Annotated in this window: 14 protein-coding genes and 1 riboswitch; of the genes, 4 read left to right on the top strand and 10 right to left on the bottom strand. The window is 47.7% G+C overall.

What is annotated here, in order from left to right; translation table 11 throughout:
• Position 1: 1 nt before the first annotated feature.
• The 5 genes from HP567_RS08035 to HP567_RS08015 all read right to left on the bottom strand — a co-directional run bounded on the left by HP567_RS08035 (position 2) and on the right by HP567_RS08015 (position 3,906).
• The gene (locus HP567_RS08035; RefSeq protein WP_173611386.1) at positions 2-1,150 is read right to left on the bottom strand and encodes a HAMP domain-containing sensor histidine kinase; all 1,149 of its coding nucleotides are present in this window, start codon (positions 1,148-1,150) and stop codon (positions 2-4) included.
• A gap of 13 nt (positions 1,151-1,163) precedes the next feature.
• A complete protein-coding gene (gene liaF / locus HP567_RS08030; protein WP_173611385.1) occupies positions 1,164-2,054 on the bottom strand; it encodes a cell wall-active antibiotics response protein LiaF in 891 nt (296 codons plus the stop codon).
• A 14-nt stretch (positions 2,055-2,068) separates the two neighbouring features.
• Positions 2,069-2,647, bottom strand: coding sequence for a class I SAM-dependent methyltransferase (locus HP567_RS08025; protein ID WP_173611384.1), 579 nt, complete (start codon positions 2,645-2,647; stop codon positions 2,069-2,071).
• Positions 2,648-2,741: 94 nt separating this feature from the next.
• Complete coding sequence (locus HP567_RS08020) at positions 2,742-3,437, bottom strand: PspA/IM30 family protein (protein ID WP_173611383.1); 696 nt, start codon at positions 3,435-3,437, stop codon at positions 2,742-2,744.
• Positions 3,438-3,501: 64 nt separating this feature from the next.
• Positions 3,502-3,906: a LiaF transmembrane domain-containing protein gene (locus HP567_RS08015; protein ID WP_173611382.1), complete on the bottom strand. Its 405-nt coding sequence runs from the start codon at positions 3,904-3,906 to the stop codon at positions 3,502-3,504.
• 318 nt (positions 3,907-4,224) lie between these two features.
• A riboswitch (cyclic di-AMP (ydaO/yuaA leader) is annotated at positions 4,225-4,364 on the top strand.
• 4 nt (positions 4,365-4,368) lie between these two features.
• On the opposite strand from HP567_RS08015, the gene HP567_RS08010 reads away from it, so the two are divergent.
• The 3 genes from HP567_RS08010 (at position 4,369) to HP567_RS08000 (ending at position 7,210) form a co-directional block, all read left to right on the top strand.
• Positions 4,369-4,890 carry a C40 family peptidase gene (locus HP567_RS08010; protein WP_173611381.1) on the top strand — a complete coding sequence of 174 codons (522 nt, stop codon included), beginning with the start codon at positions 4,369-4,371 and terminating at the stop codon, positions 4,888-4,890.
• A 214-nt stretch (positions 4,891-5,104) separates the two neighbouring features.
• Complete coding sequence (locus HP567_RS08005; protein ID WP_173611380.1) at positions 5,105-5,824, top strand: response regulator transcription factor; 720 nt, start codon at positions 5,105-5,107, stop codon at positions 5,822-5,824.
• Positions 5,825-7,210 carry a sensor histidine kinase gene (locus tag HP567_RS08000; protein WP_173611379.1) on the top strand — a complete coding sequence of 462 codons (1,386 nt, stop codon included), beginning with the start codon at positions 5,825-5,827 and terminating at the stop codon, positions 7,208-7,210.
• A 191-nt stretch (positions 7,211-7,401) separates the two neighbouring features.
• Here HP567_RS08000 and HP567_RS07995 read toward each other — a convergent pair whose 3' ends face one another.
• From HP567_RS07995 to HP567_RS07985, 3 genes are all read right to left on the bottom strand, one after another.
• The gene (locus HP567_RS07995) at positions 7,402-8,742 is read right to left on the bottom strand and encodes a cytochrome P450 (protein WP_173611378.1); all 1,341 of its coding nucleotides are present in this window, start codon (positions 8,740-8,742) and stop codon (positions 7,402-7,404) included.
• Positions 8,743-8,851: 109 nt separating this feature from the next.
• Entirely contained in the window at positions 8,852-9,415 is a 564-nt protein-coding gene (locus HP567_RS07990) for a biotin transporter BioY (RefSeq protein WP_173611377.1), read from the bottom strand.
• A gap of 94 nt (positions 9,416-9,509) precedes the next feature.
• A complete protein-coding gene (locus HP567_RS07985) occupies positions 9,510-10,082 on the bottom strand; it encodes a hypothetical protein (protein ID WP_173611376.1) in 573 nt (190 codons plus the stop codon).
• Positions 10,083-10,177: 95 nt separating this feature from the next.
• On the opposite strand from HP567_RS07985, the gene HP567_RS07980 reads away from it, so the two are divergent.
• A complete protein-coding gene (locus HP567_RS07980) occupies positions 10,178-10,543 on the top strand; it encodes a hypothetical protein (protein ID WP_229087959.1) in 366 nt (121 codons plus the stop codon).
• 117 nt (positions 10,544-10,660) lie between these two features.
• Here the strand turns inward: HP567_RS07980 and yhfH are convergent, their stop codons facing one another.
• Positions 10,661-10,822 carry a protein YhfH gene (yhfH, locus tag HP567_RS07975; protein WP_173611374.1) on the bottom strand — a complete coding sequence of 54 codons (162 nt, stop codon included), beginning with the start codon at positions 10,820-10,822 and terminating at the stop codon, positions 10,661-10,663.
• 181 nt (positions 10,823-11,003) lie between these two features.
• Complete coding sequence (ilvA, locus tag HP567_RS07970; protein WP_173611373.1) at positions 11,004-12,251, bottom strand: threonine ammonia-lyase IlvA; 1,248 nt, start codon at positions 12,249-12,251, stop codon at positions 11,004-11,006.
• Positions 12,252-12,314 lie beyond the last annotated feature (63 nt).

Here is a 12,314-nt window from a genome sequence, read left to right as displayed (position 1 = left end):
TTCACCCTTCCCGTTCCGTCTGTGACATTAGAGGAATACGCACCTCAATTTGCGTCCCTTTCCCAATCGCCGAGTAAATCTCCATGGAGCCTCCGACCTCTGCTACGCGCTCCTGCATGCTGCGCAAACCGTAGGACGTCATTTTCTCCCCATCTGGATCAAAACCAACACCATCATCCGTTACTCGCAGGCGAACCTGCTCTTGCAATGTAAACAGCTTCACTGTAATCTGGGTAGCTCTGGCATGCCGCAATGTGTTGGATAAGGACTCCTGCAAAATGCGGAACAGATGATCCTCAATTCCACTCGGCAAGCCTTCTACGTCTTCGATCTCCCACGCCAGCTGCATGGTATTTTTACGCGTCAGCTCATCTAAAAGTTCCAGAATGGCTTCCTTCAATGACTTGTTTTGTAACGTAGCCGGGCGAAGATGCAAGAGCAACGCCCTCATCTCCGCTTGTGCAGCTGCTGCCATCTCTTCGACCAATTCAATCTGTTGGGCTGCACGTTGAGGATTTTTTTCGACAAGCCGTTTCATCGCCGCAGTCGTCATGGCGATAGCGAACAGTTGCTGGCTGACTGCGTCATGCAGTTCTCTCGCCAATCTCTGTCGCTCCTCTGTTACCGCTGCATGCTTCAATTGTTCTGCGAGAGCCGCATTGTGGTTCGACAGCCGCTGCAAAGATGCTACTTGCTCTTCCCATTGCGAAGCCAGGCGATTGATCTGCCATCCCAATTCGCCTACTTCATCGACGCCCAATTCGGGAACCCGATACGACAGCATTCCGCGCCCAAGCTTCATGGCAGCTTCCCACAGTACACTGAGTCTCTTTTTCAACAAATTGCCGACGATATAGGAAATGATCAATGCCACTAAGACACCTGCAGGCAAAGAAACAACAAAAGCAGCAAGCTGAATCAAACCCTCTGGATCGGCAGGGAGATTGATTCCTATATATTCTTCAAGCCACCACACGAAGTTGCGGTCGCTGATTACTTCGTTGTACCACCGATGAATCCCCGGGTGATCTTTCCATAAAAAGTATAGCCAAAAGAAACAAATAAACGCGGCAGTAACTGCACTGACGGCCAGTAACATGCCATAGCGCACGTATTGCCACTGAATACTTGCCAATCGCTGTCGACGCATCCGCCAGTACCTCCTAGATGTACTTGACTTTTATATCGCCGACAAGCAGCGAGATATGCAAGTTTACTTTTTGCAATGCTTCATCATACTGATCAGAACGAATCTTAACACTGCGGTTGATACCCCCCTGACGGTGGCTTAGCACCTCCAGGTCACCAATACTTAACCCTGCCGTTACCGATACAGGAAGATCGACCGGTACATAAATCGTCACATCGCCTACCCAGCCCTCTACGACAAGAACCGCTTCATCCCGCATCAACACTGCCCGGGAAAGATCAATCACAACATCCCCGATTCCATGCCAGACATGCAAGTGATTCAGTTCAAAACGCCCGGAAGTCAGGTGATAATCCCCAATCAGAGAACTGCGGGAATCTTTTGGCAGCATGTCGTCAGGGGATGAAGACATGCTTTCGTGATGAGGAATTTTTCCACCAACATGCTTCCATTTGTTCCAGCTGTCTAGCCAAGGGCGCTCCGCTGTTGAAACGTTCACGTCATTCGGGATACTTGCATCACTAGTCAAAATCGTCTCCGCAGCAGATGGGTTCCCACTCTCGCCTAATGGCTGATTCACACGGTGATCTCGTCTGCTGCTCTTGCCCCGAATCAACTGAAACCCGAAATAAATAAACACGATTGGCACTGCAATCTGGAACAAATCATCAATCCCGACACTAAACCACATATCCATCGCGATGATGGTCCCCAGCGAGAATAAAATTCCTCCGCCAATCCGATTTTTATTCCCCCACAAACGAAGGCCGAAATAAATAAGCACCATCGGCCACAAATCAAACAGACCGAACGAAATGATACCCAAACTGTCTAACAAAAGACCGATTCCCGTAAAAATAATCAGGACACCAGCCAACATTTTGTGCAAACGGGACAGTTTCACAAAAGTCTCCTCTCTCACGCCCCATGCTGATCGTTTTCACTTTGACCATTACGACATGTATAGATGAATGCAGGCGGAATGTTCAACAGGGTAAAGTCGATCTCAACCCGGGGAAAACGATCCTGCAACTCAGCCTGGAGTTGTAGCGAATATTGGAATGTAATAAATAGGCCCCCTGGCTTCAGTACAGATTGAACTTCGTCCAGAATTGCTGCCCGCAGCTCTTGTGGAAAATTGGCGAATGGCAGACCTGAGATAATGACATCTGCACCTACAAGGTCCTGCTCCTCCAAGTAAGACCTAAGTTTAGTCGCTTCCTCCCTGATAGGAAGATCGGGAAAACGTGATTGAAGCATAGAGCGAAATTGGGAATCTCGTTCCACAAGCACGTACTGTGTGCCGGGACGCAAGCGCTGATAGATCGTTTGGGTAAATGCCCCTGTACCAGGTCCCAGCTCCAGGATCACATCGGTTGAAGCCCAATCGACGCTTTTCAACATTTGCTCACATAAAAAACGAGAGCTGGGGATTATACTACCGACGCGTCCAGGCTCAGCGATAAACCGCCGCAAAAAGACCAAGAAGTCCTGCAAGAATCGTACCTCCTAGGGGAAAAGCAGCCTGATGTACACAGGCTGCCGAATTGACCCAATCTATTCTACACCTTGTCCCCCAGTTCCTGTTGAATTAGGATTGCACTGGTTTGGCTACCGGTGTTTTTGCTTCATTAATGGATGCTTTGATGCTAGCAAGTTCTGCATCGAGATCATCCTTTTCCAGGTCAGACAAAGCGTTCTCCCAAGCGCGGTTCGTTTGGCGCCATTGCCCACTCATTTGTGCTTCTGCTTCCATGCGCATGACTTTTTCCTCCATGCGGGCGAAGCCACGGCCTGCGGACTGATTGCCGATACCAACAACTGCTTGATTGACTTGCTTTTGTGTACGAGCTACTTGTGCACGTGCCATCAGTGTGAACTTTTTCGCACGCATTTTATAGAACTCTTCCTTCAGCTCAGCCAGCTTCTCGCGCATTTGTGTAGCTGCCTCGGATGCTGACAGGTAGAGAGTTTCATATTCCGCTGCCCGGCCTTCGTACTGCTTCTTGTCAGCGAGTGCTCGACGTGCCAACTCGTCTTCTCCCTCAGTTAAGGCGAGCTTGACTTGACGATCGCGTTTTTCGATCAGGGCATTGGCTTCATCCAATTGCTGACGGAATTTCTTTTCCAGTGCAACCTGACGGGCAACCGCGACTTCAACTTGTCCGATTTCTACTTCCATGTCACGCATATATTGATTCAGCATTACTACCGGATCTTCCATGGAATCCAATGCATCATTTACCGAAGCTACTGTCAGGTCACGCAAACGTTTAAAGATACTCATTATTTTTTCCTCCTCATCATATCACATCATATTGTTCATCCAAAAGACTCTTGCGACATAGGCGTTACTGCGGGCGTCTTCTTACGTTTCTCTCCCAAGTGTCCAGCGTATCTTCCTTTAATACTTTTTGGGCCCATTCACGCTCCCAAGAAGGAGGCGCTTGTTTTGGCTCTTGGCTGGGACGCAGTAAGCGATATCCCAGATAAATCACCCCAATGGCCAGAAGCGCGTGAAACAGTAGGTCAAGCTTGCCAATCAACATCAGGAACCCGAACAGGAAGACCAGGATTCCCCAAAAACGTGAACCGGTTTGTCCCATGATCTTTTTGGCACCGTATATCATGATCACGCCGGGAATGATAAACCCGAGCAAGTCTCCGATATCGATACCCACCAGATCCAGAAGAACCAACCCACCGACTAGCAGCAGAACCAGCCCGAGTAGAACTTTGCCAGACCGTTCGCTCATTACTCGCTTACCTCCATTCGTTTTGCATGTGGTGCTTGTGGAACGTTATGCCCTTATTGTAGCCCTCGGTATAGGCTTCCCATAACGGGCGTGCGGTTGGTTTTTCCCTCCGTCCTTGGACGGAGACAATTTCCTGCCCTAATCGGACGAGCTGTCCCGCAAGACAGAATATGCACGCGTCGAAAGGCGGCTTGCACTGTCGAACGAAAACGTTACAGCATTTGACGGCATCTTTGTGACGAATATGTGAACGAACAGATAAAAAGAAGGAAATAAAGGACTGGCGTAGAATCTTCGTAAGAGTGCGTGTAAAAAAACATCGAAAAATAGCCGAATTCCGCTTGGCGGAAACGGGGGAACCACGTTTTTGGGGTGAATGGTTGCTACTCCTAGCAGCCTAGGGCGTCCTTTCGACCGAACCCTTCAGCTAACCTCGTAGGCTCACGAAGGGAGCAGTTTCTTTTGCGCAAGATGGTTTTATCTTTATTTATGGCTGGATTGCTTGCTATGGGGGCAGGCACTGCACAGGCTGCTGAGGAGAATACTCTCAATGAAGTAGTCAGTGACTTGTACGGTACCCCTTACAAATCTTCCGGCTCGTCCAAAAAGGGCTTTGACTGCTCCGGTTTCACGCGCTACGTATTTGATGCGTTAGGTGTAGACCTGCCTCACAATTCTGCTTCCCAGTACGAATTAGGTACAGAGGTAGCCAGAAAAGATTTGCAGCCAGGCGATCTCGTATTCTTCAACACGAACGGTCGCAGCATTTCTCACGTGGGTATCTACATCGGAGACGGCACATTCGTGCACTCGGAATCTGGTCGTGGAGTCGTCAACACCAAGTTGAGCGATCCATACTACTGGAGCAAGCGTTATGTAGGCGCCAAGCGTCTCAGCGTTCCTGTTCTAGCGAAAGCAGAAATTCCGAATAAGGAAAAAGCGGTGCAAGCTGCATCGTTGCCGGAAAAACCAGCTAAAAAATAGTCATTCGGCAAAATAATAAAAGCCAGGGACACTACGTCTCTGGCTTTTTCTGACGAAATTTAGTACCTGGTCTAAAGAGGTACCCTCACATATTAGAACAACTTAATAACTTACGGGGTTTCTTCCCCTGATCAGGTCAAAGCATGTTATGATAGACAAGACCCATTCTTTGAATGGTATTCCTTATTAATAGAAGTAACTGGGGGTTGTTCCGGTGAAAGATCACATTTTAATTGTCGATGACAATCTGGAGATTATTGAACTGCTAGAAGACATTTTGGAGAACGAGGGCTTCACCGTTTCCTCCGCAGAGAGCGGAGAGGATGCACTCTCGCTGCTCAGCCAAGGAGAGCGTCCCAACCTGATCCTTTTGGATATTATGATGCCCAACATGAGTGGCTACGAGCTCTGCTCTCAAATTCGCCGTGAGTGGGATTTGCCTATACTGTTTCTCAGTGCAAAAGGAAAAGCGGTAGATAAAGTAGTCGGCTTCGAAATCGGCGCAGATGATTACATCACGAAGCCTTTTGATACAGAAGAGCTGCTCGCTCGCATTCGTGCCCACCTTCGTCGCTATGAGCGCATTCGCAAGCATACCGAAGAGCAGCCTGAGAAGGAAACGACCTCCTCTCCGATTACGGTTTTGAAATTCAAGGACCTGGAAATCCATAAAGAAACGTATTCCGTTTATGTATGCAATCAAAAGATTGAGCTATCTACCAAGGAATTCCAACTACTCACCTTCCTCGCAGAAAATGCGGGCATCGTCTTTACAAGAGAGCAAATTTATGACCGTGTCTGGGGATATGGATATGGCTCGCTCAATACAGTGACCGTCCATATTAAAAACCTCCGTGAAAAGCTGGAAACAGAACGTCAGTTCATTAAAACACAATGGGGGACAGGCTACGTATTTATCGGGGAGAAGCTTTAAATGAGCTTACGCAATAAAGTTTTGCTCTCCTTCATTGCCTTGATCACACTCAACATCTTGTTGTTTAAATTTGTTTTCCAAGACATTATTGTCGCTCAACTCAAAAATGATCGGCATAATCAGTACCAGGCTGAGAAAGAAGCCGCAGAGAAGGTCATGCTCAATCAACTGCTTCTCGTCAGTAATTTCAAGGACCCAATCGAACGTTTGGAGCTTGAAAAGCAGTTGCCAGACGACGTGATGTACCGCATGCTCGTAAAGGATGCCAATGGAAACACCATCTACAGCAAAACATCACGCGCCTATAATTTGAAAATGCCTTCCCCCTCCTCATCAAGTCGTGGCGATTCTGCCAAACAAAGTGACCTCAAAGTGGTCGCTGAGTACCATTTTCAGCAGGAGCCACCGCGTACAGGGGAGATCGTTGTTTATTTCTACACAGATGATTACGACATGATGGCTACAACAGGGGTTTCCATGATGCTCTGGTTTATTTACGGAAGCATTAGTCTGGTGGGATTGGTTCTGCTCGCTTTGTTCGTTCGCTGGATACTAAGGCCGGTTAACGAATTATCGCGCGTCACCCAAGAAATCCAGGAAGGGAAGCGCCTGGTCACATTTACGTATCGATCGCATGATGAATTTGGGCAACTCTTTCGATATTTCGGGGAAATGGTGGATGAGCTTCGCTTAGCGGAAGAAAGACAGGCAGAAATGATCGCTTCGATCGCCCACGACTTCCGCACACCTCTCACCACGATCAAAGGGTATGCGTCATATATCGGCTCTGGTCGTGTGACGGATATGACCAAAATACAGAAACAGATGGGCAAAATCGAGCTAAAAACGACGGACTTGGAAAAGCTGCTGGATGAGCTGCAGGACTTCACCACTCAAAGCTCCGAAGTCCGACTCAGTATTAACCGCATTCATGTCAAAAGCTTCTTGAGAGGAATCATTGAGGACTATTTGCCAAGAATCAAAGAGGCAGGTCTCACCTTTCAATGGAAGCTGCGCATCTCCAATGAACTACACATCGAAGCAGATGAGACCAAGCTGCGGCGTGTCATGGAAAATTTGTTAAACAACGCTATCCACTACAACAAACCGGATGGCTCCATTTACCTTACGTGTGATCAGCGAGAAGGACATGTCCTTTTTACTGTGATCGACAAAGGAGAAGGAATCGCTGCTGAAGACTTGCCGAAAATTTTCACCAAGTTTTATCGGGCGGAAAAATCACGAAATCGCAACAGTGGCGGTACAGGCTTAGGCTTGACGATTTGCAAGAGCATCGTCCGGCTTCACGGCGGAGATCTGATGGTAAACAGTGAATTGGGAACGGGAAGCAGTTTCTCCTTCACCATCCCCTTCTTCCACGGGTAGCTTTCACAAGCTACCCTTATTTTATATAGATTTATTCTCAGTTAATTATTTCTTTATATTTTACTAGTAAAATAATTTTTGTAAGCATGTTGCTTTCAGTGATAAATAACCCCCAGTTCGGTATCTGACACAATCGGCGAAACCGTAGTGATAAGATGCCTCTTTTTTTGTCCCTCAACTTCCATTTTTTTCTATCTCTTTTCCAAACGCATCGGCAGTCCGTTCTTGGGACGCAAGGTGACCAACGGCTCGGGCTCCACTACCTGGTTCGGTTCAGCCAGTCTTAGTCGATATCGCTGTGCAATCGTCGCCAGTAGCAAAGCTGCCTCCATCAAAGCAAAGTTATTCCCGATACAAACACGCGGCCCGCCACCAAACGGGAAATAAGCATAGGCTGGAATTCTTTTTAAGAGGTCGCTGTCAAAACGCTCTGGAATGAATTGTTCAGCCTGGTCATAATAGCGTGGGTCACGGTGCATGACATATTGGCTCATCATCAGTGTTTCTCCAGGCTTGTACGTGTGACCGCCGATCTCAACCTCATCTACCACTTCCCGATTTATCGTCCATGCCGCAGGATAGAGCCTCAGCGTTTCCTGTACAATGAGATTCGTATACTTCAGCTGCGGAATATCCTCGACCGTCGGCAGCTTTTCACACAGTACGGTCGACAACTCGTCATGCAGCTTTTTCTCCACCTCGGGATGAGTAGCCAGCAAATAGAAAATCCACGACATCGTATTCGCAGTCGTCTCATGGCCCGCTACAAAAATGGTCATGACCTCGTCGCGAACCTGCTCGTCTGTCATTCCTTCCCCATCATCTTCATCACGCGCTGCCAAAAGCATCCCCAACAAGTCCTTATGCTCTTCTCCTTCGCTATTGCGCCGAGCTTCGATCAAAGAGTAGATCGTTTTGTCCAGCAGCTCACTCGACTCCAGGAACTCCCGATTGCTTTTGGTAGGTACGGACAACGGAATGTCGATAAAAGAGGAGCCTTTGTTTGCCACGTATTTCAAACCGACATCGATGGCATGTCCAATCTGATCGGCCCCTTCCTTGACGGTTTTGCCAAACATCGTCTCCGTAATAATCGCAAGTGTTACTTTCATCATGTCCGAGTGAATATCGCGGAGCTCCCCGGTTTTCCAATCCGACATGAGATCAACGGCTTGCCGGACCATCACGTCTCCGTAGGTGGCGATACGATCTCGATGAAAAGCTGGCTGCATAAGCCGCCGTTGTCGCAAATGCTTTTTTCCTTCACTGGTAAGAATTCCATCTCCTACAACAGCTCGCGCAACCTGTAGTCCTTTCCCTTTTCGAAAATGCGCCTGTTTGCTGACCAAAACCTCTTTGATGTGATCCGGATTCGTTAACAGATAAATATGGCGGGAAGGACCGAAGCGAAAATGAACGACTTCCCCATGCTCTTTTGCAGCGTCGCGGATGAACTGAAGCGGCGATCGGCGAAATGCCATCAAATTCCCTGAGATTGGAAGACCCTTTGGGCCGGTGATCGTGATATTCATACGTCTCCTCCTTTTTACTTGCAAATCCTACCGATAGTATCCGGCACGATAAGGAGATTATGCGAAAAAAAGCCACCCGAACTTCGGATGGCTGACGAAATCATTTTGTTTATCGTGGAACAGGTTGGTCTGTGCGCAACAGACGAGAAGCAATCAGTCGCTCGCGTACCTTGATGCCAATCAGAGAAGCCAGAACTGCTTTGACAACCCCTACAATGAGGAAAGGCGTTACACCAAAAGCAACAGCTTTATCCCATGGAATGTCCATAACGTATTTGAGCTGTACAGTACCAAAAGCGAGTGTGACAAACATGCCAATGATATTGGCGATGATGGCGTTTTTCAGGTTGAATCTTGTTTTCTCCAAGTAGAGCCCGGTCACATAAGCGGTGGCGATAAACCCAAATATGTACCCGCCGGATTTTCCGACCAATATCTGCAAGCCGCCTTTTGCCTCGCTGAATACAGGCAATCCGACTGCACCGAGCAAAACGTAAATAACCAGAGCCAGTGTCCCGTATCTTCTTCCCAAAATGGTCGCCGTCAGTCCTACTGCTAACGTCTGCGCAGTAATCGGAATCAACGTCAAGGGAATCGTCACCTGCGACAATACCGCAGTCATTGCAGCAAAAATGGCAGAGAGCAATAGCCATCTCAAGCGTTCGTTTCTCATGCGTACTAGCCTCCGTTTTGTTAACTAAAAATATGATAAGGTTAACAAAATAATAATACGCATCTGCCCTTTTGTAAATCCCCGTTCTGCCCGCTTACCTTTTTGCTTGTTGATTCATGTGTAACTGCAGCTTTTGAAGTGACTGAACCGTATGATCGATTAATTCGTTCAGGTCATCAATGTTGCCTTCATCAATTTTCCGATGAAAATCCAGCGTCACCTGGTTGGTGATTTGCTTTGGCGGCCAATCGATTCGATGCTCCTCTAACTTGACCGATACTTTCTGTGTAATATACGGCCGTTGCCCCCAAATGTCATTAAGAATCGATGTGACTTCTCTCGCTTCTGCCGGCACATCTCTGTAATTTTCCAGCTGCAAGTAAAAATGGATGCAAATCGTACATCCGATATGCTCTGTCAACGGTTGTTCCAGCTGTTCGGCTGCAATATCAGCTAACTGGGTACGAAGCTGCATCTCAGCACGGACAGCTGCGGTATAATCATGTTGATCAGCCAATTTGAATTCGATCTGAAACTGTCGATGGAACGTAGCCATATCCATGACATCCGAACGGTTCGTAATCGTGATTGCCCCTTCGAAGTCCCGGTCGTATACCGCACCTTCCAACACAACCCTGATATTGTCAAAAACAAGCGGATGAAACATCTCGCGCCCTCCTTTTCCCAGGCATTCGGGCCCTTTCTTTTACAGTATATAGCATGCCTGCTTTCTCCTTGTTTTGCAAGCAGACCGACTTCCCCATGGCGACGCCTTCAGGAGAGTGGTACCATGAGAGTGATCCAACCTTTGAGGTGACAGCCATGTTTTTAATTGGAATTCTAATCGTTGTTGCAATCCTTGGTGAAATTATTCATCGTTTGAATCCATGGAAAAAGCCAGAACCTGCGTATGAGGATCTCGTCGACCAAATCAAACAGACAGACTGGTACCAGGAGCTGTCTCGTGATCAGGCGTGTCGTTACGTTCTGGACAACGACCCGCATGTCCAAGCCTACTACGCGAGTACGTATGAAGCCAAACGACTCCTTGCACAGGAAGGCTTTCAATTGGGGCTGATTGATTACGTCAAGCAGGAAGCTGCAAAGCACGCCGATAAACCGCGCTGACATGCGAAAAAGCCGTTGTTATGGAACAGCGGCTTTTTCTTTGAATCAAAAAAAAGGTATACCTGCCATGGCTCATGCCCTGTGGTACACCTGTTTTATCCGGTATTCATGTTTGTATTAGCGTTTTTGATGATAGTGTTTGTAAGCGTCAAAGGATGCTTGCTCTTGGCAAGGTGCGCATTCTGTTGCATACGATTCAGCTTGTTCGTGAATCATTTGACCGCAGGCAGCACAGCATTTTGCTTCGAGATTGCGAAAGAAATTAGTGATCGGCGTCATGATTAAAACCCCCCGTGTGTTATTATCTGTATTGTATTACAACAGCATCTGTTTTATAAAAGTTTGTTATAATACATTACGCCGATTTATCTTTCTCTCTCGCTCATTTTCTCTTTATTGCTCCTCTTTTCGCTGTATTCATACATTTTTGCAAATTCCGCATCTGTTGTAACACAAAGGCCTAAATCAGCAGATTGAACAAATACGGATCATTCGTAATCTCTACATAGCGGATACCATGCTGCTTCATCCGACTGACTAATGGCTGATAGTCATCCTTGCATTTCATTTCAATGCCAACCAGCGCTGGACCATTGTCTTTGTTGTTCTTTTTCGTATACTCAAAGCGTGTGATGTCATCGTGTGGCCCCAATACTTTTTCCATAAACTCTCGCAAGGCTCCGGCACGCTGTGGGAAATTGATGACAAAGTAGTGCTTCAAGCCCTCATGCAGCAGGGAGCGCTCCTTGATCTCTTGCATCCGGTCAATGTCGTTGTTTCCCCCGCTGATGACACACACTACGTTTTTCCCGGCGATTTGATCCCGGTAGTAATCGAGAGCGGCAATCGACAGGGCACCTGCTGGTTCTACAACGATGGCATTGCTGTTATACAACTCCAAAATGGTTGTGCACACCTTGCCTTCTGGGACAAGCACGATGTCATCCAGCAGCTCCTGGCAAATACTCATCGTTAGCTGCCCCACTTGCTTGACGGCTGCACCATCGACGAACTTGTCAATTTCATCTAAGGTGACAACATCGTTTTGCTCCAGAGCGGCTTGCATCGAAGCTGCTCCTGCCGGCTCCACACCAATGATCTGTGTGTGCGGGCTGATGCCTTTTACGTACGTGCCCACACCCGCAGCCAATCCACCTCCGCCGATACTCATAAAGACGAAATCAGCTGGTTCTTCCATGTCATTCATAAACTCCAGACCGACTGTTCCTTGTCCAGCTATCACCAATGGATCGTCAAACGGATGGACAAAGGTCCGATCTTCCTGAATGCAATATTTCATCGCCTCTGCGAAAGAATCATCAAAAGTGTCACCGATCAATACAACTTCTACATAGGAGCCGCCAAACAGCTTGACCTGCGATATTTTTTGACGCGGGGTGGTCGCTGGCATAAAGATCGTGCCCTTGATTTGCAAATGGTTACACGAATAGGCTACACCCTGCGCATGATTGCCCGCACTCGCACAGACGACACCACGCTCCCGCTCCATTGTGGAAAGATTCCGCATAAAATGATAAGCACCGCGGATTTTGAAGGAACGAACGACCTGCAAGTCTTCTCTTTTCAAATACACGTTGCAGCCGTAGCGCTCAGACAGTACTTTATTTTTTTGCAAAGGTGTCTTCTCCACCACGTCTTTCAATGCGTGATTGGCTACTACGATGTCTTCCACTCTGACCGTATGCATGTATATGTTCCTCCCAAGTTTCTCAATTGTAGTAAGGACCAGACCAAATCAAAAAGCCCCCGC

It is taken from the genome of Brevibacillus sp. M2.1A (assembly GCF_013284355.2).
Lineage (GTDB): Bacteria > Bacillota > Bacilli > Brevibacillales > Brevibacillaceae > Brevibacillus.
This window is presented reverse-complemented; position numbering and strand designations above follow the sequence as displayed.

Coding starts and splice junctions, on each gene's coding strand:
- HP567_RS08035 (WP_173611386.1), bottom strand. CDS start 1,150: ATGCGTCGACAGCGATTGGCAAGTATTCAGTGGCAATACGTGCGCTAT.
- HP567_RS08020 (WP_173611383.1), bottom strand. CDS start 3,437: ATGAGTATCTTTAAACGTTTGCGTGACCTGACAGTAGCTTCGGTAAAT.
- HP567_RS08015 (WP_173611382.1), bottom strand. CDS start 3,906: ATGAGCGAACGGTCTGGCAAAGTTCTACTCGGGCTGGTTCTGCTGCTA.
- HP567_RS08000 (WP_173611379.1), top strand. CDS start 5,825: ATGAGCTTACGCAATAAAGTTTTGCTCTCCTTCATTGCCTTGATCACA.
- HP567_RS07995 (WP_173611378.1), bottom strand. CDS start 8,742: ATGAATATCACGATCACCGGCCCAAAGGGTCTTCCAATCTCAGGGAAT.
- HP567_RS07990 (WP_173611377.1), bottom strand. CDS start 9,415: ATGAGAAACGAACGCTTGAGATGGCTATTGCTCTCTGCCATTTTTGCT.
- HP567_RS07985 (WP_173611376.1), bottom strand. CDS start 10,082: ATGTTTCATCCGCTTGTTTTTGACAATATCAGGGTTGTGTTGGAAGGT.
- HP567_RS07980 (WP_229087959.1), top strand. CDS start 10,178: ATGGCGACGCCTTCAGGAGAGTGGTACCATGAGAGTGATCCAACCTTT.
- yhfH (WP_173611374.1), bottom strand. CDS start 10,822: ATGACGCCGATCACTAATTTCTTTCGCAATCTCGAAGCAAAATGCTGT.
- ilvA (WP_173611373.1), bottom strand. CDS start 12,251: ATGCATACGGTCAGAGTGGAAGACATCGTAGTAGCCAATCACGCATTG.